Origin of the sequence: Trichocoleus sp. FACHB-40 (assembly GCF_014695915.1) — a bacterium.
Lineage (GTDB): Bacteria > Cyanobacteriota > Cyanobacteriia > Cyanobacteriales > FACHB-T130 > Funiculus > Funiculus sociatus.
Genome location: NZ_JACJPF010000064.1, coordinates 39,272 through 60,950, shown reverse-complemented (window position 1 = coordinate 60,950; position 21,679 = coordinate 39,272). Strand labels below are relative to the sequence as shown.

The window sequence follows — 21,679 nt, the reverse complement described above, 5'->3', positions numbered from 1 at the left end:
TAATTGTCAAAACTAGCCATCATTCCATTAGCGATGAGCAATCCTTCAATTAGCCTTTGATTTTTTCGGCTTTAGCCATCGCTTCGTCAATCGTGCCGACCATGTAGAAAGCCTGCTCTGGCAACGAATCCAACTCTCCAGAGAGAATCTTCTTAAAGCCGTCGATTGTTTCTGTCAGCTTCACATACTTACCAGGAGATCCGGTAAAGACTTCTGCCACGAAGAACGGCTGAGACAAGAAACGCTCAATTTTACGCGCACGAGCCACAGTCAAGCGGTCATCTTCAGACAATTCATCTAAACCCAGAATTGCGATGATGTCTTGCAGTTCCTTATAGCGCTGAAGAGTTGCTTGCACTTCACGAGCAATCCCGTAGTGATCTTCACCAACAATAGCAGGCTGCAACATGGTGGAAGTAGAACCCAGCGGATCTACAGCCGGATAAATTCCCTTAGCAGCCAAGCCGCGAGACAACACAGTTGTTCCGTCCAAGTGAGCAAAGGTGGTTGCTGGCGCGGGGTCGGTTAAGTCGTCCGCTGGCACATACACTGCTTGAACAGAGGTAATCGAACCTTCAGTGGTTGAGGTGATTCGCTCTTGCAAGTCTCCCATGTCGGTTGCCAGAGTCGGCTGATATCCCACAGCAGAAGGCATCCGTCCTAGTAGCGCCGACACTTCCGAACCTGCTTGCACAAACCGGAAGATGTTATCAATAAACAGCAACACGTCTTGCTTACTGACATCGCGGAAATACTCAGCCATTGACAGTGCTGCCAAGCCTACGCGCATTCTCGCGCCGGGTGGCTCGTTCATCTGACCGTATACAAGGGCGATTTTCGATTCATTGAGATTATCTTTATTAATAACCCCAGACTCGATCATTTCATTGTAAAGGTCATTTCCCTCGCGGGTGCGTTCGCCCACGCCGCCGAACACAGACACACCACCGTGGTTGGTGGCAATGTTGTTGATCAGCTCCATCATAATTACAGTTTTGCCGACACCAGCACCGCCGAATAAACCGATTTTGCCGCCGCGTCGATAGGGTGTCAGCAGGTCGATAACTTTAATCCCGGTTTCAAACACTGATGGTTTGGTTTCCAGGTCAGTCAGCTTGGGTGCTGCACGGTGGATGGGGAAGGTTTCCTGGGCATTAACTGGCCCTTTGTTGTCTACAGGTTCGCCCAACACGTTGAAAATCCGACCCAAAGTGGCGGGGCCAACGGGAACGCTGATGGGAGCGCCAGTGTCTACCACGTCCATACCGCGCACAAGTCCATCGGTGGAACTCATAGCAACGGCACGCACTTGGTTGTCGCCCAAGAGCTGCTGCACTTCGCAGGTTACGGACACGTCTTGTCCGGCTTCGTTTTTGCCTTCAACCTTCAAAGCATTGTAAATTTGCGGCATTTTGCCAGTCGCAAATTCCGCATCGATAACGGGACCGATGATCTGGGTAATACGCCCTACGTTTGTCTTGTCTGTGGTGGCTACCATGCTTGTGCCTATGTTGTGAAGCTATCTATATAGATACAGGAAAACGGTCTTAACATTTAGCAATGCCATTTTCCAGATTACCATGCCACAGCGATCGCACAGCTAGAGATGATCCCTATGAGGATGCGATCGCTGTTGATGATTTCCCCTTACTCAACCGGAAGGACTGAACTAAGGTGATTACAAAATAAACTGCTGTGCCAACCACAAGGAAAGCACAGACGCGATCGCCTTAATTGTTGAAGTCAGTTTAAGCTGTTAACGATCAGCTGTGGAGTTGGCGTTTTCGCTTTAGCATTGAAGTTGCACCTAAAGCACCACCAAACAGCAATGTTTTCGTTGATATTACTGCCGAAACTGTAGTCGCCGCCCGGAGTCCCCAAGTCAATCATCTTACCCTTTTCCCGCAATAAGGCGTGAACCTTCTGACTGTGCGAGGCGTAGGCTCCCCATCAACCCTGATATGAAAAATTGTAACTGATAAACAAAACTTATGTTCTATGTCATGCTGTAGGTGCTTCGCCTTGCCTGATATGAAGCGTTACCCCTATTTGTTTTACATAGAATTGAGACTATTTTCCTTGGCTTTGTGTCACTGTTGGCTCAACAGCCGCGACCGGACACCTAAAGCACAAAATGTTAATATACCGAACACAGAGGAGGTTTCAGGAATTTCACGGGCTGCCAAACGGAACTCAGCCATAGCAAAACCATTAGCAGCACCGCCCGTTCGGTCAGTGATTGTAACGGAGGAAAGCACACCTCCATTAGTGGCGTAGAATCCGAAATACTTGGCACCTCCAAAACCATTTATTTCTTGGGTCAGAGTTGCCAGACTACTATCAATAACCGTTACTGTAATTTTGTATGTACTAAACATATCTGGCTCTACATACAAATCAAACGCAGATATACCAAAGGGCAATTTAATCTTCGTGGTCACAACATTAGCGCCGCTATAGTAGACCTCGCCCATGTGGCCATGACTCCACGTTGTCCAGCTGGAACCAATATATCGTTTTTCTACCGTAGGGCTAAAAGTTAAGTTGCCAAACGGTGAAGAAAGGGTCGAAACCGATGATAACTCCGCTTCGGGGCTATCTGGCACCGTCACCATATTGAAACCTAGATTGGCTAAAGTGTCCGTTCCTGTTGCCCACGACCCAGAATCGTCTACTGCAATAATTGCTGCCTTAACAGGGGGCGCATTAGCTAAAGATGCAAGGGTTATAAATGTTACGCCAGCAGTAATCATAGATAGCTTTTTCATAAAAGCTGAGGTTTTCATAGGACTCATTTTTCTACAAGTGTGCATATTCACAGGAAACGTCTTGAGAAGTGCGTTAATTTGCACTGTTGATCTAGCGATTCCGAAAGATTTAGCGTTTGTATACTCCTAGTGGCTTGCTAGTTGTAATAGTAGAGTCACCAGAAATTGGCTTCATTAGTAAGAATCAATCACCAGCAAAAATGAGTTAAGATCATTTCCTATTAATTGTTTTGAGCAATTATCTGCACAGATGATGAAAAGATATTGCCTTAGTCGTTAATAGAAGCCCTCAGGAATCTTACTGACGAAAATTATGTATCCCTCAAACTTAATGTTGATTCAGTAATTTTTCTGACGTGCGATCGCAACGTTTGTTTCTCTAAAAGCTACTTATTTCATATGTGGACTGGAATTCTTATTTGCTAAGTTTGGTTAGAACATAGCTAGGGAAAGTTTGGCATATATTTAATGGCTATGGCTAGTATTTATACGTAATCTTTATTAAAAAAACATATTTAACTACGGTATTTTCGGATACCGATAGAGGATTAAGTAGCTATATCACTTGTTGCATATAGCTTGCAAGGTTTCTAAGAAGCGCTTGATTACATTAAATCTATATAAAATTTTAGTAAAGCCTGATTGTAATAAAATGTTATTTCTACAGGTATCCAGGTATACTTTTCAGCTATTTTTCCGGCAAAATGTGCTGTTGAAATATCCCTTGGGAATTTTATTTTGGCTAAAACCTGCTGAGATTAAAATAATTTTTCTGGCGGCGATATAAGACAGAGTTGATGTTATTTTTGTATTAATTGTTGCTTTTGTTTGCAATTTTCAAGCTATGGCGAAATGAGAAATAAAGCAATTATAAACTGGTAAGAAAACCAGGCATAGGAAGTGAAGGTTCTATTTTTTTGAAAGAAAAATTCACCCTTTTTCTAGGGGCAGATTCAATACCATCATTTGAACCATATTTTAAAGGAGTGTATTTTAAAATACATTTTCTCCGGCTTAAGCTTTCTGTAGGGTTGCAGGAAGGATGAAAGCGATCGCTCTCAACTTTCCCACTTTTGGAAAAATACCCGTGCAGCTCTGGCTTTGTAAGCCAGAGCTGCACGGGTAGACTTAGTTTGTAAAACATTGAGGCAACGTCTGCGGGTATATATACAAGCAGGCGTTGCACCGCCAAATAACGGTTACGCTAAATTTTTCGCTGGTATTTACGCTTATAGGCTATACCAGCACCCACAGCACCAAACGCTAGTAAACCGAACGCCGAAGAAGGTTCCGGAACGTGTTCAACTGCCACGTCAAAAGAACTGTAAGTAAAACCGTTATTACCATCAGAGACTTTTAACTTAACGTTATAAACACCGTCATTGTTAAAAGACCACTGCCCATCGGTACCAAAGAAATCATCATACTCGCCATCATCATCCAAGTCCCAAGCAAAGCTGAGAAGATCGTTGATACCCGGATCAGTTGCGGTAGCACCAAAATCAAACAACTCACCTTCTAAAACACTAATAGCCTTGGTGATGCTGGTAATTGTCGGCGCAACGTTCTCCACTGTGACGTTAAAAGAACCGAAATCAAAACCACCATCGCCATCGGCGACTCGCAACCCCACGGAATTGACACCTACATCTGTATAGGCATATTTTCCAGTTTGACCCCTGTAGTCATCATACCTACCGTCGCCATCCAAATCCCAGCGATATCTGAGAATATCGTAGATTCCCGGATCGGTAGCAGTAGCGGCAAAATCGAAGGATTCGCCTTGTTTAATAGTTAAATTTTGGGTGAGGCGGGTAATTGTGGGAGCAACGTTCTCCACTGTCACGTTAAAAGAACCGTAATCATACCCACCATCGCCATCGGAAACTTGCAGTTTGATGGGATTAGAACCCTCATCCGCAAAGGAATGTCTGCCCCTAATGCCAGTGCGATTATCATACTGACCGTTATTATCCAAGTCCCAATTGTAGGTGAGAATATCATTGATACCCGGATCGGTGGCTCTAGCAGCAAAATTGAAGCGATCGCCTTCTTTGATCGTGATATTTCGGGTGAGTCTATTGATGGTAGGAGCGACATTTAAAACAGTTAATGTCCTCGTGACAACACTTGCTTCACCTTTATCGTCCTGTACTTGCGCCGTTAAAGCATGGGTTCCTTCATCAGCATAAGTTCCTAAAGGCACAGTCACAGAACTGCTTCCAGCAGTATTTACCGCACTGCCAATAACATTGCCGTTCAGCCAGAAAGTAAGCGGATCGTTATTCGCATCACTGCCATATACAATTGGCGATACCGATTGACCCTCATTGATCGTGTAATTGTCCAAACTCACTATCGGTGCGACGTTTGGTGGTGGTGGCGGTGGTGGCGGGATGACGGGTGGCGGTGGTGGTGGGATGACGGGTGGCGGTGGCGGTGGCGTGATAGGTGGTGCTGGCTCTCGCGGCTTAACCGGATCGTTTGTGGTGCCGCTATCAGTATCGGCGATAAATGTCATTGTCCCGTTAAATCCGCTGTTCCATACCATTGCGAGACGTCCAAACAAGTCTCCCCGCGAAATATCAATCGGTACAGAGTAAGCGTAGTTATCGGGCCTTTTTCCAGATAACACCTCGAAGTTCCAACCATCTGCTGAGTTCGGCGTATATTCGCTATCTCTACTTCTGATCTGATCGAAAACAGCATTTCCAGAAATAGCATCAATCAGTAAAGAGTTAAGCGAGTTGCCACCAGAGTACGAAAACGTCCAGCCGTAGGCGTTATTATCGGAACTATAACCGTATGTATCGCCACGTTGGGTGAGTGACCAGCCAGTACCAAACGCTCCTCCTGAATTAGAGCCTGTGGCACCCCAGGTTGCAATTTCGTAGCTTCCATCAAGGAAGCCAACCTTAACTTGCATCCCACTCATCATATTTCCGGTAGTTTTATAGCCAGTGAGAGTTGTTGCCTGGGAGGGTGTGGCTGTGGTTCCTATGACAATAAAACTTGCCCCAACAATAGCAGTTGCTAGATTCCTCAAAGAGATATTCATAAACCCGGTTGCTCCTTAATGGTAGATTTTTGAAATTGTTAAGATGCGGCTGATTTTATAAATAAAAATCTACCTCCTTTTTTTCTAAAAAAGCTTAGTACAACAGGCTGAGCCAAGGCTTATTATTAGTAATATTCTAATAAATTTTTTAGCCAGCCAAAGCCTCGGAAAGAGTAAACACCCTTTTCTAGACGTAATAAGAAATATTGAAGTTCCGGAAAATTTATAAATTTCGTTATATTTTTTAGAGACCTAACGTAATTTTTTATATGCAAAAATTAGAGCTGTTAGGCTCTAATAAAAAGCAAAACTTTTTGCTTTTTTACTTTTAATGTCTTACCTTTTATAAATGTTGAAAATCTTCTGACTTCCAACTTTATTTATTTGCATGAGCGATGTACTCAACGCCAGAAATGCAGTCTCTATATAAGCTGCAAAGTTAACCTATTTGTTGTTTGTAGCGCAGGCGTCTCCCCGACAAAAGGCTCTTTTGCCTGTCTTACATACAAATGAAATAGGGCTGCTATAATGCAGCTTTTTTTATTTATGATCTTTATCTCCGATAGAGCTCGCAACTTAGAAAAGTGTTGCATACCTTATCTGGAAAAAACCAGTAGTTCTCGGTAATCTTTATAAAAAAAATATATTTAACTTGGTAAAACTCAGGTTAAAACATACAATAAATCAGCCAGATAGCTGAGCTTACATGATTTGTAAGCATCCTACCCCTAAGTGATTGTACTGAGATGATGTGAAGCTTCAGTAAAGGCTGACGTGAAGTGCGGGATGTATGGATACCTTACGGGTATCTACGCCATAAACCACGCGATCGCAACAACTCTACTACTTCCTAAAATGACAGAGAAATGATCGCTACTCAGACTCAGCCTTAACGCGGCGGATGGGCAAATTAGCAATTAACGCCGTCGCCCGTTGATTACTTTCTAAAGAAAATTCTAATCCGTCTGTCTCAATTTCAACGTAGCGAGAGACGACCTCCATAATTTCTTTCCGCATTGACTCAACCATCTCTGGCGTTAAGTCAGCGCGGTCGTGAGCGATTACCAATTGCAGACGGCGCTTGACTTCCGCACGGCTGTTGTCAGCACCCATGCGAGGAAAAAGTCGTTCTAAAAGTTCATTGATCATCGAACTGGCAGAAGTGAAGGTTAGATAATCTTAGACCACAATAATTTTCGGATGCGAGAAAAGACGTTTTCCTTCGCAGCATCCAAATCAATAAACTCGATTGGCTCACCTTCCAGGCGGCGTGCAATATTATAAAACGCCATTCCCGGTCGGGAGAGATTTTCAGCCAATACCAGAGGTTCGCCTCGGTTGGTGGAGACAATTACCCGCTCGTCGTCAGGGACAACGCCAATTAGAGGAATCGAGAGAATTTCTTGAACGTCTTCCACTGACATCATGTCATTGGCTTGCACCATTGCGGGCCGAATGCGGTTGACAATCAGGCGGGTGCTTTTGATAGTGTGTGCTTCCAGTAAGCCAACAACGCGGTCAGCGTCGCGCACGGCGGCAATTTCTGGCGTAGTGACGATCAAGGCTTCTTGGGCGGCTGCGATCGCATTCTGGAAGCCCATCTCAATACCCGCCGGAGAGTCAATCAAAACATAATCGTACTTTGCCGCTAACTCATTGACCAACTTCTTCATCTGGTCTGGAGTAACTGAATCCTTAGTTCGATTTTGGGCAGCTGGTAGTAGCACCAGTCCCGGTTGGCGCTTATCTTTCACCAAAGCTTGATCCAGCCGACACTCACCAGCCAGAACTTCAACAGCAGTGTAGACAATCCGATTTTCCAACCCCAGCAACAGATCCAAATTTCTCAGACCGAAATCCGCATCCACCAAGGCAACTTGCCGCCCCAATCGAGCTAGAGCCATGCCCAAATTTGCCGTTACAGTGGTTTTTCCTACCCCTCCTTTGCCGGAGGAAATTACAATAATGCGACTCATGTTGAAAGATTTGTTTTTTGACTTCTGATTTTGTTCTAGGCGCGGTTTATTGCGGCTTTGTTTTTGCCTTTTAAATTATGTTAATGGCTTAGCTATTGAGTTTTGTAGTTGTGATATATAGTTATCACTCAAAAATAATAACTCCTTAACCGAAAACTAGCGCAAAACTTGGTGAGAGTGGGAGAGCGGGAGAGGGGGAGAATGTGGCTAGTTCCCCCTCAGAGACAGGCAACTAGCCATTATTTTTTTGCCTTTTAAGTTTTGCCTGTTTATCCCCTAGCCCCCAGTGATAAAAATTGGGTTTTGGGAAAATCAGCAGCTTTAGCGATGCGAATTCCTTCCGGCGTTACATAAGCAACCTCCGGGTAAAATTGAGCAGGTGGCGTTTCCGGCGATCTGGCTAAATAATCGCCTATTCGCAGCTGAGTAGGTTCCATCTGTAGCGCCATAATCAGACATTGAGAATTCCCCTCAGCACCAGCATGAGCAATTCCCCGCAAGCGTCCCCATACTAAAATATCGCCTGCCGCTATAACGCTACCGCCCGGATTTACTTCTCCCAGGATAACGACGGTGCCGGGATGACGAATTTCCATGCCAGAACGTACAGTAGTTTGCAGATACAAAGGTTCTGTTAATAAAGGTGCTGGCCCCGAAGGCTTTTCATTGAGGGAGGAAACTGGGGGCGACTGTTCCACCGAGTACCCAGCAGTAGCAGCAGCGACAGCAGTTTGACGGCGTGAAGTGTAAACGCGCTTAAGTTTTAGCTGGTCTTCAGAAAGAGCATCAGCGATCGCTTGCAGCTGGCGTGCATCCAACAAGCGATCTTTCGCCACCAAATGCACCGCTGTATTTGGTTGCCAGAAGCGATCGCCTCCATTCAGGCGCTGCTTTAGCTGTTGCCAAAGATCAGACCCGCTGCTAGTAGCAGGTGTCTCCGCTTCTGGGGGCAAAATTAACATTATCCCCCCATCCTCATTTTTGATGCGAACTTGCTCGTGGCAATTCACCTCCCTCGGATTATCGGGAACAACTGAAACAGCTATAGGAACGGAGGAATCAGAAGTCATGGGCGAAAAGTCTGACCTGGGCGGAATTGACTAATTATCCATAATAGAGGCAAGCGGCTTCTGCTGTAGAAATACTGCTGTCGCTTATCCTAGAAACGCCGGAAGCATCTATCTGGGCTGACGATTTTCTAAAGATTCTTAGTCAAACGTCGATAAACCGTGGCTAACGCATCGGCATCTCCTACATTGCCAGGAAACAGCACCACTGGCAAATTAGGAAACTGAGGATGACTCTCTGGAGTCCGCACCATCGAACATCCAGCCAAAATTTGACCGAGTAACCGCGCCGAAGTCAGCGCCAAACCCGTACTCAAGACATCATTGGAAGTAATCCCGCCCTTGCTAATCAGAAAGCCGATATCTGTCGGTAAACCGCGCACGATATCCATCAACAAGGCGGAAACATCTGCCCCAAACTGCAACCTTGTCTGCACATCCTTGAAGCTGAGTTCCTGGCGGCTAGTGTAAACTACTGGCGTTTTACCTGAATTATGCGCCGCTTGAACTTTGGTATGAGTTTCCTTGAGGAGTGTTGCCGACTGATTGATAGAATCATCAACTAAACGCGCCACCTCAACCTCAATGCCCAATATACCCGGTTCTTGCAATAGCTTTTCCAGCTGTTGCGTCGTCTTTTTGACGTGGGAACCGACGATTACCGCGCCCGGTTTGCCACCTCGCACATATTGCGCCATATCCTCGGCGGCGACGGGTTGAGGAGGTAAGGCAGCTAAGGCGGTTAAAATACTGGCAGCACTGCGAAATAAGAAACGTTTCCCTTGACTTGCTGCTTTGAGAATATCCTGGGCAAACTTGTTCAAGTCGTCTTGGGTTTCCCCATCCACAACACCGCACTGATTACCCGTCAGGTTCATCAATCGTTGCCAACTTCCGGCGCGAATATCTGATAATAAAAATCTTTCAACGGTGTTAGCTGAAATCCTGCCTTTCGTCTTTTCTTGGACATAATCGGGCAGGTAGGAATGATGGTAGCCAAAGACAGAATCGCGGGCAAACTCTGTTTCATGAACTGGTGTGGGAACACCATCGATAATCAGATAATGTACGCTATCGCGGGTAATTCGTCCCCCCTCGAAGAAAGCTGGAACCAAAAAATGAGCATCAAAGGGGCCAATTTCTTCAGCAATGATATCCGTTTCGACTGGGTAATGTCCGCGCAGGGTGGAGTCGGAACGACTGACAATTAGAAAATCTTGGATGTCACAGACGGCGGAGTCCTCAGACTGAAGCGAAGCGATCGCTTCCTTCAAGTTATGGCAAACTTCTCTAGTAACAGCCATTGCTTCTTGTGGTGTCAGCGCCCTAGTATTTGTCAGCACAAAGAAAATCGGCGACTCATCAGCTAACCCCAATCGCAAGGTTTCCACGTCCCAGCGCGTCAGCAGCAGGCAGCTGTGGACAGTTTGAGAACCAGTGGGGTCATCATCTAGGACAATAATTTTTGGGTTGGTTGTCATCAGAAAAATGGGAGAAACCCCGTCATGACCGCGAAGCACAGGACGGCTTTACAAGAACTATCAAGCCACAATCAACCCGTTTGAACGACGAATCAATTGCACTTTGCTAGAAGATATTTGTCCTAACCGTTTCCAGTTAGCAACGCTTACAGACACCTGTTTTTCGGTGTCGCCACTGACGTAACCAATCCCTTTCGGGGAGCTGACTAAATCACCTTTACGAACGCCGTGACGAGTTGTAGACCCGCCATACTTCCGACGAATCCCACCTTTACCTGGAACCATCAAATGAAGTTGGCGACGCGAAATTGGAGGACGACGAATCACCTTAAAGGGGGCAACCGTTACCGATACTTCACCCGTCCATTGATGCCCGTAAGCCTTGGCAGTGTGGAAAGATTCGTACTTAATGAAAGCAGAACAAGCCAGTGCAATTCCGTCTACTGCATGAGTTGCGGGAATTGCATCACCTTTTTGATGCTTCTGTTTGTGCAAGCCTAGCTGTGTTCGTAGCTGGGAAGTTTCCCAACCTTTACGAGTTTCAACTGGAGCAAATTCGGCTAGTTGAGTCAGCGCCCATTTTTGACCGACCATCACCGGAGAGAAGGATTTAGAGCCTTTCGCCTCTACAATTTCGTAAACGATGCCAGTGATAGGTAGAACTTTGCACAACTCTTTTACTACTCGCAATTCAAGCTGTCTATTGGCTCGAATGCTAGGAGGTAATTTGCGCTGCTTGCGGTTGCTGAACCTTTTTTGACGATGAGCACGTTGGGAATAGGCAACCTGGCGATTGATTCGCCTATTCCGTCGCCCCCGTCGCATCATGGCGCGTTGCTCCATCCGGTCTTTTACCTTTTGGAATGGCAGAATTAAATGAGCTGTAAACAACGAGACTTTAGAGGATTGGACACCAATGCCCGAATAAAGTTTACCAGAGTCAATGCCAATCACAATCGGTTGAGTTTCAGAGCCAGATGGTTCGTCTACCAATTGGACATAGAACTGTCCTAAGTCGTTAAACTTGGCGACTGCAAAACCCTCTCGAATCCACTTCCTAGCCCGCCTCGGTTTTGTCGGCATAAGTGGCTGATGATTGACTGAGACAACTGGAATACGCATTTAAGAGATAATCCTGTGCGTGAGTTTAAGTCCCTTCGCTCAACTTGATTAAGATGTCTTGGCTTGCCCAACGCCTGAACCAATCAGGCTTAGAGTGAATCAGAACTAGGGAAGCATTCGGAGGTCTGTACCAAATCAAGTCTCATTGAGCTATTCACCGCTTGCGTTGTCCGAATTGGTTCGGTCAATCCTCGTCCCTTCTAGGGCGAGGTTGGTGAACTCTTCTTGTACGCTGACACCAATCTGCAAAGCTTCATTCAATAATTGTCCATATTCACTCGCCTCTTGACTGACTTGCAACGCTCTGACTGCTGCTAAATTATTGTTAAACAGTTCGCAATTTTTAGCAATCAGGTCTTTGTTATCTCGCAAAATCCTTTCGGTTCTCAAAGCCCTAACTAAATCTTCTCTTGTCAGTTGTAGTCCGGCAATTACGTTTTCTCGTTCGCTGAGACTTTCTGACATACTTCCCGCATTTTCCAGCTGATCGTGAATATGTATGGCTTTAATAACGGAATTATATTTATCAACTTCATCAAGCAGATTTATCAGTAATTTTGGACTTCTTTTCTTTACCCAAATCCATCGGCAGATAGATACTAAAATTGGCGTTATTATCAATAAAATAATTACAGCAATAATTGAGTAACCAAGAGTAGGTAAAATAATAAAGGTATAAACAAAGCCACAAATAATAGGAGTAAGCGCTAGTCCGATTAGTAGCTCATTAAATAAAAAATTAAACCGATTTTCAGGTTTTTGGAAAAGTGAGGGTCTGAAGACCTCATCTGTATCAACTCCAGTCAAATGTTTCAGTTCTCCCTTAGTAATTTCCAAACCTTGCAAATCTGGCTGCACAGATTAATACTCCTGGGATATTGAGTTGGCTATTTATGGTATTTTACTCGCGTTTTGCGGAATAAAGGCTATGCGATCGCTTCCGGGAGATTAAGACCGATTGTGTAACTTTTATGGAGAGCAGCCAGGGACACATACCACCATAATCTGAGCGGAAGCGATCGCTTGGCAGAATTGAAACTACAACTGTTCGGGCGTTTGTTATAAGGAGCAACGGCATGAATGATGAGCGATCTAATCGGCGGGGTGGCAACAACTACGAGCATCTAACGAGAAACCTGCTACTAATGACCACAGGGGGTATTTTGCTGGCGACGCTGTTCGTACTGATTGGTATCTGGCGCACGGGTACTCGCTTTGTGGGCGAACTCAATTCTATGTTTAACCCTTCACCTGCCACACCCCAGGTTGATGTACGCTCAGTAGTTGTCCGTCAAGTGAAGAATGCCAGCGAACTAACCACCGCCGTCTTTACAATGGAAGCAGTCGTGCCCACCAGTCAAGATAGAAAATTAGGTGAATATGTTATTGGCACAACCAGACTGCTCTACATTGCTTATGGCGAGGTGAAAGCTGGGGTAGACTTGAGCCAGCTAAAAGCTGACAACGTGCAAATCGTCAACGATACTATTCTGCTGCGTCTTCCGCCACCCCGCATCCTCGACAGCAAAATTGACGTAAATCGCTCTAAAGTATATGACTACGACCGAGGGTTTTTAGGCTTGGGGCCAGACGTAGCACCCCAGTTGCAGACCCTAGCCCAGCAAGAAACGCTCTTGAAAATTATCACCGCCGCTTGTAGTCAGGGGTTGTTAAAGCAGGCAAACGACAGAGCAGAGCTAGTTGTTTCCCAGCTTTTGAATGTAGCAGGTTACAAAGAAGTTTTGGTGGAAACTACTTCGCCCCCACCAGAAAGCTGTAAGTGAAGCGACTGGGGAGGATACACAGGCGTAGAAAATATACAATATAAGCCAAACCCTGAAGGTATCTAGCCACGAACACTGGTTTATAAACTACACATTTATGACAAACCCGTCAATACCTTCACTAATGCCTGACTTTCAGACTTTGTTTGAGTCAATCCCAGGCTTCTATCTGGTATTGATGCCAAATTTTACTATCGTGGCGGTTAGCGATGCTTACTTGCGTGCCACGATGACAAAGCGGGAGGAAATTCTGGGACGCAGAATGTTTGATGTTTTCCCCGATAATCCAGACGATCCCAGCGCTACGGGGGTTCGGAATCTGAAAGCTTCCTTGGAGAGCGTGCTACAAAATCGGGTGGCGGATACGATGGCGGTGCAGAAGTACGACATTCGCCGCCCGGAATCAGAGGGAGGTGGATTTGAGGAGAAATATTGGAGTCTGATTAATTCGCCAATCTTTGGGGAAAACGAAGAGATTGCCTATATCATCCATCGTGCCGAAGATGTAACAGAATTTGTCCGCCTCAAGCAGTTGGAAATTGAGCAGCACAAGCTCACCGAAGAACTGCAAGCACGAACCCAGCAGATGGAAGCTGAGATTTTCTTGAGAGCGCAAGAGTTACAGGATGTAAACAAACAGTTAAGAGCAGCCAATGAGGAACTGGCAAAGGCGCGTGACCAAGCGCTGGCAAAGGCGCGTGACCAAGCGCTGATGGCGCAAGAGGAAGTCACAAGCATTTTGGAAAGCGTGACCGAGGCGTTTGTTGGCTTAGATAGGGAGTGGCGAATTACCTATGTGAACCAACAGACGGCGAGGCTTAACGGTAAACAGCCGGAGGACTTCATTGGCAAAACCCACTGGGAGGTTTGGCCCTGGTCAGTAGGGACTCGCGTTGAGAGGGAATATCGTCGAGCAGTTAGTGAGCAGGTGGCTGTTCATTTTGAAGAGTTGTACGAGCCGTTGAATATGTGGTTGGAAATTGCTGCTTATCCTACCAAAGACGGACTCGGCATTTATTTTCGGGACATTAGCGATCGCAAAGCTGGGGAGAAACAGCGCGAACACTTGCTCTTCCAAGAGCAGCAACACACAACCCGCTTACAAAAACTGGCTGAGGCAACGTTAGCTATTAACTCGGCTTTGTCAATAGAAGAGGTGTTACAAGTAATTACAGAACAGGCACGTTCTGTCATCGATGCACACCAGTCAGTCACCAGTTTGACGGTCGATCAAAACTGGACTCAGGCGATTAATTCGGTTTCGCTTTCAGATAAGTATGCTGCATGGCGAGATTATGATGAAAAGACTGATGGTTCTGGGATTTACGCCTGTGTCTGCCACATGAATCGCCCGATGCGGATGACTCAGGCTCAACTGGAAGCTCATCCCCGATGGCGAGGGTTTGGGGATGCGGCTGACAAGCATCCACCGATGCGGGGTTGGTTGGCGGCACCTCTGACGGGACGGGATGGACGTAATATTGGTTTGCTCCAGTTATCAGATAAGTACGAGGGCGAGTTTACCGAAGAAGACGAAGCGATTGTTGTGCAGCTGGCGCAGATGGCATCGGTGGCGATTGAGAATGCGCGGTTGTACGAAGCCCAACAGAATGCACGTACTCAGGCGGAAGCCGCCAACCGAGTTAAGGATGAATTTCTGGCTGTGCTGTCTCATGAATTGCGATCGCCTCTGAATGCCATACTGGGTTGGGCGCAAATGTTGCGATCGCGCTCTTTTGACCAGAAAACTACATTTCGCGCGTTGGATACAATTGAGCGCAATGCCAAGTTGCAAACTCAACTAATTGATGATTTGCTGGATATTTCCCGGATTATTCAGGGTAAGCTAAGTTTGAATGTCTCCCAGGTGGATCTAGTTTCACCGATTGAGGCAGCAATTGAAACTATGCGTTTAGCTGCTGAAGCTAAGTCGATTAATGTTAAATTTTTGATTTTAGATTCTGAATTTCAGGTAAACAAAAATCCCAAATCCCAAATCCCAAATCCCAAATTTCTAGTTGCAGGTGATCGCAATCGATTACAACAAGTTATCTGGAATCTACTCTCCAATGCCATCAAGTTTACATCTTCTGGGGGAATTGTAGAAATTAAACTTGAGGCTATAGGTTCAAACGCGCAAATTAAAGTCAAAGATACAGGTGTTGGAATAAGTGCTGATTTTCTGCCTCATGTCTTTGATTACTTCCGCCAAGCTGATAGCAAAATTACCAGATCGTTTGGTGGCTTGGGATTGGGATTGGCGATCGTGCGTCAGCTGATAGAATTGCATGGCGGAACTGTTAGCGCCGAAAGTCTTGGAGTTGGGCTTGGGGCAACGTTTATCGTGCAATTACCGCTTATTAAAGATGAAAGCATAAGTAAGGATGAATTTAATTCATCCCCCATCCCTGATTCCTCATCTTTACCTCTTGAGGGCGTGCGGATACTTGTTGTGGATGATGAAGCCGACACCCGCGAATTTTTGACCTTTGCGCTGGAAGAATATGGTGCGGAAACGATGGTAGCTGCATCAGCAGCAGAAGCGCTAAAAGCATTGGAATTGTATCATCCAGATGTGTTATTAAGCGACATCGGAATGCCAGAAGAAGACGGCTATAGTTTGATCCGCAAAGTGCGATCGCTTTCTTTAGAACGTGGCGGAAGCATAAAGGCTGTAGCACTGACAGCTTACGCTAGAGAGGAAGACCAGGAACGGGCTATCTCTGCCGGGTTCCAGATGCACGTAGCTAAGCCGGTCGAACCAGCAGAGTTGGTGGCGGCGGTGTCAAGTTTGGCGTTTGGTTCTTGAAAGTCATCTATCATCGCAATGGCACTTCAGCTGAGGGGAAAAAATAGTCGCAAGTAAGTGGATAAAATTTCTTTCCCCCAAAAAGCTGTTAAAACCGCTCCCAGTGCCAGAAATGGGCCAAAAGGTATCGCTTGACGGCGCTTTAGTAAACCGAGTGCTAAAGCCCCTCCGCCACCAAATGCACCCACCACACACGCTAAAAACCCAGCTAGAAGCAAATACTTCCAACCCAACCAGGCTCCCATCATCGCCGCCAGTTTAGCATCTCCGCCACCCATCGCTGCTTGCCCAAAAACTAATGCTCCGACAATGGTAATGATGTCAAATAACCATATTCCGACAACTGCACCAAAAATACTCGATGACAAATAATTTACCAATCCTACCCAACTTGCCTCTGGGAGAAAACCTGCGATCGCTTGAAACACTAATCCCAAAATTAATCCCGACTGAGTAAGTGGATTTGGCAACGTCATTGTGTCTAAATCTATCAAAGATAGTGCCAAAAGCCAGCTGAAAAAAGCCCAATACCCTAGCGTTTGCCAGGACATTCCAAAAACCAAGAATACCAGCAAAAATAGCGCCCCAGTTGCTGCCTCAACCATTGGGTAACGCAGGGAAATCTTACTTCTACAGTGGCGACATCGCCCCCGCAGCAACAGCCACCCGAAAATTGGTACATTCTCGCGCTTACCCAGCCGATGCAAGCAATGGGGACACCGAGAAGGAGGCCAAAGAATAGACAAACCCGCTGGTAGCCGATAAACAACTACATTCAGAAAGCTGCCTATTGCGGCACCCAAGGCAAAGACAATGAAAACAGCAGGCAACGCCAATAGGGTATCCATAATTGGGGATTGGGGGCTGGGGATTGGGGATTGGGGAAGATAGGAAAGCAAATTCTTAATCCCTAATCCCCAATTATCAGGTTCTTCGTGAAATTAGTTTAAATATTTTCAAAAGAATGATACTTTTTCTGGTATTCTTATAATATGATTAATTACTTTTAAATGATTTTCTTCATAATCTAAATCTAACCAAAAATTCAAAAAATGCACAGATTTCCATTGTTTAAGTATACATTAATAGGTCAACCAGTAGAGCAAAACTGGATACAAAAAAGTTTTTTTGCCTTTTTCAAATTTTCGCGGCAATATCAATAAATTTCAGATTCAATCTGACTAAGAGGTACAAAACACTCTTGTGGCAGGAGAATTGGTTTATTGTAAAAAATCAACTTTCCGCGACAAGTGTATCGGTCAATTGCCACACCCAAAGGGCGCTGTACGCGGTCTGGATGAACTTCCGAGTAAGTGCGATAGATTTGTCTGGCTGCTCTGATGATACTGGGATCTAGCAACACGGGAATCTCTATCCTTTCAGTCCAAGTTTCTGTTCGTTGCTGTGAAGCGTAAACCACTTTTAACCCCTATTGTTTTTTGTTAGCTGTTAATCAAGAGCGTGCAATGGCATCAATCAAGCATGGCAATTTTAAGTTTTGGGAAAAGTTTAATTAGGACTCCTCCAGTGCTTGAATCAAACTATCACCCATTGCGCGGCACCCTAAAAGATTCATTCCTTCGGACATGATATCGCCTGTACGATCGCCTTTATCGAGAACTTGCAATACCGCTTGTTCAATTTTATCTGCGGCAACAGGCTGATTTAAGCCGTAGCGTAGCATCATTGCGGCACTGAGAACCTGGGCTAGAGGATTTGCCTTATCTTGCCCAGCGATATCGGGGGCAGAACCGTGAACGGGTTCAAAGACACCGGGGCCAGACGCACCTAAACTGGCAGAAGGTAACATACCAATACTGCCTGTAAGCATAGCGGCAGCATCAGAAAGGATATCACCAAAAAGGTTGCCTGTAACAATTGTGTCGAATTGTTTAGGTCTACGGACAAGTTCCATAGCGGCGGCATCGACATAGAGGTGAGAAAGCTCCACATCAGGATATTCTTTAGAGAGGAGAGTAATGCGATCGCGCCAAAGTTGCGACACCTCCAGCACATTCGCCTTATCCACAGAGCATAGCTTACCGCCGCGTTTTTGCGCTGTTTCAAAAGCTACTCGCCCAATTCTGTCAATTTCCGCCTCAGTGTAAGCCATCGTATTTACACCGCGTTTTTCCCCAGTTTCCGTCTCAAAAACGCCCTTTGGTTGCCCGAAATAAATTCCCCCAGTAAGTTCGCGTACCACCATCATATCGACACCCTCGACAACTTCCCGCTTCAATGACGAGGCATCAACTAGCTGAGGTAATATTTTAGCGGGACGCAAATTAGCAAATAAACCCAATCCCGCCCGAAGTCCCAATAATCCGGTTTCTGGGCGTTGATGGCGAGGTAAATTATCCCACTTGTAACCGCCAATTGCTGCCAGTAAAACAGCATCGCTATTGCGGCAAGTTGAGAGAGTTTCGTCGGGTAGTGGTGAGGAGGTAGCATCAATCGCTGCACCGCCGAGGAGTGCTTCTGTGAATTCAAAGCTTAAATCGAGTTGCTTCCCTACGACTTTTAAAACATCTACCGCCACTGCCATAATTTCAGGGCCAATGCCATCGCCGGGTAAAAGAGTAATGCGGTAGTTCTGTGCCATAGCTCGTTATGGGTAAATGTTTAATCTGCTGAAAGTGGTTGCAGAGTAAATATAATACACAGCAACTGTACCGATGGAGTTTTTAATCTACTTAGATTTAGATGTTTTGTTTAAATTTCGGAAACGCTGATGGCAAATGCTGTAGGTAAAGGCTACGCTATGGTCAATCTAGCGGTCTGTAAAGTCAACCCCCAGCAGCTATGGCAAAAGAACTGGCAATACGTACTTGTGGACTCACCAAGCAATTTGATCGGCATATTGCAGTTAATGATATAGATTTACAGGTAAAAGCCGGGGAAGTCTACGGACTAATTGGGCCGAATGGTGCCGGAAAAACTACGCTGTTGCGGATGTTGGCGGCAGCTGAAGAACCAACAACGGGTGAAATTTATATTAATGGCGATCGCTTGCAAAGAGATCACTCTAACCCAACCCTGAAGCGGCGACTCGGCTATCTTCCCGACGATTTTCCCCTGTATGACGATTTGACAGTCTGGGACTACTTAGACTATTTTGGACGACTTTATCGCTTGCGAGAGCCACATCGCAGCCAGCGCCTGCGAGAAGTTTTGGAACTGGTGCAACTCACCAATAAGCGCAATAGCATTATTTCCACCCTCTCGCGGGGGATGAAACAGCGCCTGAGTCTTGCCCGGACGATTATTCACGAGCCAATTTTGCTACTGTTAGATGAACCAGTTTCCGGCTTAGACCCAATTGCCAGGATGCAATTCCGGGAAATCATCAAAGTCTTGCAGGAAGCTGGGATGACAATTGTGATTTCTTCCCATGTCCTTAGCGACTTAGCGGAACTTTGTACCTCAGTCGGCATCATGGAACTAGGTTTTTTAGTGGAAAGTGCGCCGCTAAAAGAACTTTATCGCCGTTTGTCGCGACAGCAGATTTTCCTGTCAACATTGGGTAAGCTAGAAGCACTTATTACCCAACTGAAAAACCATCCTTTAGTCGAAGAATGGGAGGTGGTGCCGGGACAAGAGCGAGTACGTCTTTATTTTACCGGGAGTCAGGAAGAGTGTGCTAAGTTATTGCGATCGCTCGTAGAATCCGGCATTGAGTTGACCGAATTCCACTGCACTCAAGAAGACCTGGAAACTATCTTTCTCAAACTGGGACACCAGCAAGCCTCATAGATTTTGGATTTTAGATTTTGGATTTGATTGGAAATTTAAACTCTAAAATTCCGTTGATTCTGGAGAATTTTTTACTCATGAAAGTTAATTGGACAGATCGGCTGGGAGACTTAAACCCCCAGTTATTGCGAGAATTCAAAGGGCGTTTAAAACCCCGTAACGTACTGATTGCAGTAGGTATATCCCTGCTGGGGCAGATGCTACTGCTAATGAGTTATAGCACCATGTTGCCTCTTGATACTGGTAACACCGACATTTACAACAGATATTGCAGAGGAAAACTTGGCGATACCAAATGCTTGCGGGATGCCCTTGGCAATATTGACATTAACTGGCAACTGTGGTGGCTAGATGTATTCGTCTCGCTGAGTGTTATTGGTTTCTTAACCGTGTTAGTGGTTGGCACCTATATGCTGATCAGCGACCTGGCGCGGGAAGAAAATCGCGGTACGCTTAACTTCATTCGTCTGAGTCCCCAGTCTACTACCAGCCTTTTCAGCGGCAAACTTTTGGGTGTGCCGATTGTCATGTATCTTTTGGTAGGTTTGGCGATTCCTTTGCATTTATTCGCGGGACTGTCGGCAGAAATTCCTTTAGCCCTTCTTTTGGGCTTTTACGGGGTCGTCGTTGCTAGTGCCGCTTGCTTCTACAGTGCGGCGCTACTCTATGGCTTAGTCAGCGGTGGACTAGGTGGATTCCAAGCTTGGTTCGGCGGCGGCATCGTGTTAGCTTTTCTGAGCATGATGACTGCCATGAACCTTCACAACGGTTCAGTAGCCGGTAATAATGCACTAGACTGGCTGCAAGTATTTTCTCCTTCAGTTGTACTGCCATATCTAATAGATGCCAGTCCTCTAGGGAAAATGTATTCTTTGGGAATGGAGCAGCGACAAGCGTGGCAATGGTTTGGCTTACCATTGGGTGCCAGTCTTTGGAACATGGCCAGCTTTAGCTTACTGAACTATGCTCTGGGAACCTTCTGGTTTTGGCAAGGGCTGAAACGTTGCTTCCACAACTCCGGTGCTACTCTACTGAGCAAGCGTCAAAGTTACTTGATCACAGCTTGTTGTGAAGTTGCGCTAATCGGATTTTCTCTGCAACTACCAAAATGGTTCGAGAATCCAGACGCTATACCAGCAAGACTGTTCGAGAATTTTGGCGCTTTACTGCTGTTGAATCTGCCGCTGTTTTTGTGTCTAATGGCAGCTTTGTCACCGCACCGCCAAGTCTTGCAAGATTGGGCGCGTTACCGCCGCGAGGGGACATCTTCTCGTGGTAAGAAACTCGTTCAAGATTTGGTTTGGGGTGAGAAAAGCCCCTCACTGGTGGCAGTGGCGCTGAATTTGCTGATTGCCTCACTAATAGTCGTACCCTGGATATTGGTTTGGCCTGATAGCGACTATAAGCTATCAGCACTAATGACTGTAGTGCTGAGCGTGAATCTAATCTTGATTTATGCAGGCGTAGCGCAGCTGATGCTGTTTATGAAAACACCGAAGCGATCGCTATGGGCTGCCAGTACAGTAGCTGCATTGATTATATTGCCGCCTGTCACCTTCGGCTTGCTGTCCATCGAACCTAATGAAATTCCTGGTTTGTGGCTGTTTTCCGCCTTCTCTTGGTATGCGGCAAAAGACGCTGCGATAACGACCGTTTGTTTATCAGTGCTGGGACAGTGGTTGGCGTTCAGCTTATTGAGTATTCAGACAGCCCGACAACTGCGGTTGGCTGGTGAGTCTGCCTCGAAAGCTCTGATGTCCGGGCGTTCTGCTTTACCTAGCTAATCCTTCTCATTCCCAGGCTTAGCCTGGGAATGACTATCGGAGGCTCTAGGAGGCTCTGCCTCCCGAATGCGTTCCCA

At 46.0% G+C, this 21,679-nt stretch carries 18 protein-coding genes; 4 read left to right on the top strand and 14 right to left on the bottom strand.

Translation table 11 applies throughout. From position 1 onward, the window contains the following. Positions 1-49: 49 nt before the first annotated feature. From atpD to H6F63_RS15180, 11 genes are all read right to left on the bottom strand, one after another. Positions 50-1,498: a F0F1 ATP synthase subunit beta gene (gene atpD / locus H6F63_RS15230; protein WP_190444797.1), complete on the bottom strand. Its 1,449-nt coding sequence runs from the start codon at positions 1,496-1,498 to the stop codon at positions 50-52. Positions 1,499-2,090: 592 nt separating this feature from the next. Further along, on the bottom strand, positions 2,091-2,768 hold the full coding sequence (locus tag H6F63_RS15225; protein ID WP_199298056.1) for a hypothetical protein: 678 nt from the start codon (positions 2,766-2,768) through the stop codon (positions 2,091-2,093). An 868-nt stretch (positions 2,769-3,636) separates the two neighbouring features. Further along, entirely contained in the window at positions 3,637-3,960 is a 324-nt protein-coding gene (locus H6F63_RS15220; RefSeq protein ID WP_190638439.1) for a hypothetical protein, read from the bottom strand. Between the two features lie 12 nt (positions 3,961-3,972). Continuing rightward, positions 3,973-5,826 (bottom strand): PKD domain-containing protein, encoded by a 1,854-nt coding sequence (locus H6F63_RS15215; RefSeq protein ID WP_190638438.1) that lies wholly within the window; start codon positions 5,824-5,826, stop codon positions 3,973-3,975. 873 nt (positions 5,827-6,699) lie between these two features. Further along, entirely contained in the window at positions 6,700-6,975 is a 276-nt protein-coding gene (minE, locus tag H6F63_RS15210; RefSeq protein ID WP_190638437.1) for a cell division topological specificity factor MinE, read from the bottom strand. Positions 6,976-6,995: 20 nt separating this feature from the next. Then, positions 6,996-7,802, bottom strand: a complete 807-nt coding sequence (gene minD, locus H6F63_RS15205; protein WP_190444794.1) for a septum site-determining protein MinD — start codon at positions 7,800-7,802, stop codon at positions 6,996-6,998. A gap of 269 nt (positions 7,803-8,071) precedes the next feature. After that, entirely contained in the window at positions 8,072-8,872 is an 801-nt protein-coding gene (gene minC / locus H6F63_RS15200; RefSeq protein WP_190638436.1) for a septum site-determining protein MinC, read from the bottom strand. 128 nt (positions 8,873-9,000) lie between these two features. Beyond that, positions 9,001-10,350 (bottom strand): four-carbon acid sugar kinase family protein, encoded by a 1,350-nt coding sequence (locus tag H6F63_RS15195; RefSeq protein WP_190638435.1) that lies wholly within the window; start codon positions 10,348-10,350, stop codon positions 9,001-9,003. Positions 10,351-10,410: 60 nt separating this feature from the next. Next, positions 10,411-11,433 carry an RRXRR domain-containing protein gene (locus tag H6F63_RS15190; protein WP_242019810.1) on the bottom strand — a complete coding sequence of 341 codons (1,023 nt, stop codon included), beginning with the start codon at positions 11,431-11,433 and terminating at the stop codon, positions 10,411-10,413. 189 nt (positions 11,434-11,622) lie between these two features. Beyond that, entirely contained in the window at positions 11,623-12,330 is a 708-nt protein-coding gene (locus H6F63_RS15185; protein WP_199298055.1) for a hypothetical protein, read from the bottom strand. Positions 12,331-12,398: 68 nt separating this feature from the next. Beyond that, complete coding sequence (locus tag H6F63_RS15180) at positions 12,399-12,596, bottom strand: hypothetical protein (RefSeq protein WP_190638460.1); 198 nt, start codon at positions 12,594-12,596, stop codon at positions 12,399-12,401. 21 nt (positions 12,597-12,617) lie between these two features. On the opposite strand from H6F63_RS15180, the gene H6F63_RS15175 reads away from it, so the two are divergent. Both H6F63_RS15175 and H6F63_RS15170 read left to right on the top strand, forming a co-directional pair. Continuing rightward, positions 12,618-13,256, top strand: coding sequence for a DUF4230 domain-containing protein (locus H6F63_RS15175; protein ID WP_242019808.1), 639 nt, complete (start codon positions 12,618-12,620; stop codon positions 13,254-13,256). 124 nt (positions 13,257-13,380) lie between these two features. After that, the gene (locus H6F63_RS15170; RefSeq protein ID WP_190638432.1) at positions 13,381-16,065 is read left to right on the top strand and encodes an ATP-binding protein; all 2,685 of its coding nucleotides are present in this window, start codon (positions 13,381-13,383) and stop codon (positions 16,063-16,065) included. A gap of 26 nt (positions 16,066-16,091) precedes the next feature. Here the strand turns inward: H6F63_RS15170 and H6F63_RS15165 are convergent, their stop codons facing one another. From H6F63_RS15165 to leuB, 3 genes are all read right to left on the bottom strand, one after another. Then, the gene (locus H6F63_RS15165; protein WP_190638457.1) at positions 16,092-16,913 is read right to left on the bottom strand and encodes an A24 family peptidase; all 822 of its coding nucleotides are present in this window, start codon (positions 16,911-16,913) and stop codon (positions 16,092-16,094) included. A gap of 308 nt (positions 16,914-17,221) precedes the next feature. Then, positions 17,222-17,485 carry a hypothetical protein gene (locus H6F63_RS15160; protein WP_190444788.1) on the bottom strand — a complete coding sequence of 88 codons (264 nt, stop codon included), beginning with the start codon at positions 17,483-17,485 and terminating at the stop codon, positions 17,222-17,224. A 93-nt stretch (positions 17,486-17,578) separates the two neighbouring features. Next, positions 17,579-18,667, bottom strand: a complete 1,089-nt coding sequence (gene leuB, locus H6F63_RS15155; RefSeq protein ID WP_190638431.1) for a 3-isopropylmalate dehydrogenase — start codon at positions 18,665-18,667, stop codon at positions 17,579-17,581. A gap of 200 nt (positions 18,668-18,867) precedes the next feature. Here leuB and H6F63_RS15150 point away from each other — a divergent pair, with 200 nt between their 5' ends. Together H6F63_RS15150 and H6F63_RS15145 are read left to right on the top strand one after the other, a co-directional pair. Continuing rightward, entirely contained in the window at positions 18,868-19,818 is a 951-nt protein-coding gene (locus H6F63_RS15150) for an ABC transporter ATP-binding protein (RefSeq protein ID WP_190444786.1), read from the top strand. A 77-nt stretch (positions 19,819-19,895) separates the two neighbouring features. Next, positions 19,896-21,602: an ABC transporter permease gene (locus tag H6F63_RS15145; protein ID WP_190638430.1), complete on the top strand. Its 1,707-nt coding sequence runs from the start codon at positions 19,896-19,898 to the stop codon at positions 21,600-21,602. Positions 21,603-21,679: the final 77 nt, after the last annotated feature.

Coding starts and splice junctions, on each gene's coding strand:
- H6F63_RS15165 (WP_190638457.1), bottom strand. CDS start 16,913: ATGGATACCCTATTGGCGTTGCCTGCTGTTTTCATTGTCTTTGCCTTG.
- atpD (WP_190444797.1), bottom strand. CDS start 1,498: ATGGTAGCCACCACAGACAAGACAAACGTAGGGCGTATTACCCAGATC.
- minC (WP_190638436.1), bottom strand. CDS start 8,872: ATGACTTCTGATTCCTCCGTTCCTATAGCTGTTTCAGTTGTTCCCGAT.
- minD (WP_190444794.1), bottom strand. CDS start 7,802: ATGAGTCGCATTATTGTAATTTCCTCCGGCAAAGGAGGGGTAGGAAAA.
- H6F63_RS15215 (WP_190638438.1), bottom strand. CDS start 5,826: ATGAATATCTCTTTGAGGAATCTAGCAACTGCTATTGTTGGGGCAAGT.
- H6F63_RS15225 (WP_199298056.1), bottom strand. CDS start 2,768: ATGAAAAAGCTATCTATGATTACTGCTGGCGTAACATTTATAACCCTT.
- leuB (WP_190638431.1), bottom strand. CDS start 18,667: ATGGCACAGAACTACCGCATTACTCTTTTACCCGGCGATGGCATTGGC.
- H6F63_RS15190 (WP_242019810.1), bottom strand. CDS start 11,433: ATGCCGACAAAACCGAGGCGGGCTAGGAAGTGGATTCGAGAGGGTTTT.
- H6F63_RS15180 (WP_190638460.1), bottom strand. CDS start 12,596: ATGCTCGTAGTTGTTGCCACCCCGCCGATTAGATCGCTCATCATTCAT.
- H6F63_RS15145 (WP_190638430.1), top strand. CDS start 19,896: ATGAAAGTTAATTGGACAGATCGGCTGGGAGACTTAAACCCCCAGTTA.
- minE (WP_190638437.1), bottom strand. CDS start 6,975: ATGATCAATGAACTTTTAGAACGACTTTTTCCTCGCATGGGTGCTGAC.
- H6F63_RS15195 (WP_190638435.1), bottom strand. CDS start 10,350: ATGACAACCAACCCAAAAATTATTGTCCTAGATGATGACCCCACTGGT.
- H6F63_RS15170 (WP_190638432.1), top strand. CDS start 13,381: ATGCCTGACTTTCAGACTTTGTTTGAGTCAATCCCAGGCTTCTATCTG.
- H6F63_RS15175 (WP_242019808.1), top strand. CDS start 12,618: ATGACCACAGGGGGTATTTTGCTGGCGACGCTGTTCGTACTGATTGGT.
- H6F63_RS15150 (WP_190444786.1), top strand. CDS start 18,868: ATGGCAAAAGAACTGGCAATACGTACTTGTGGACTCACCAAGCAATTT.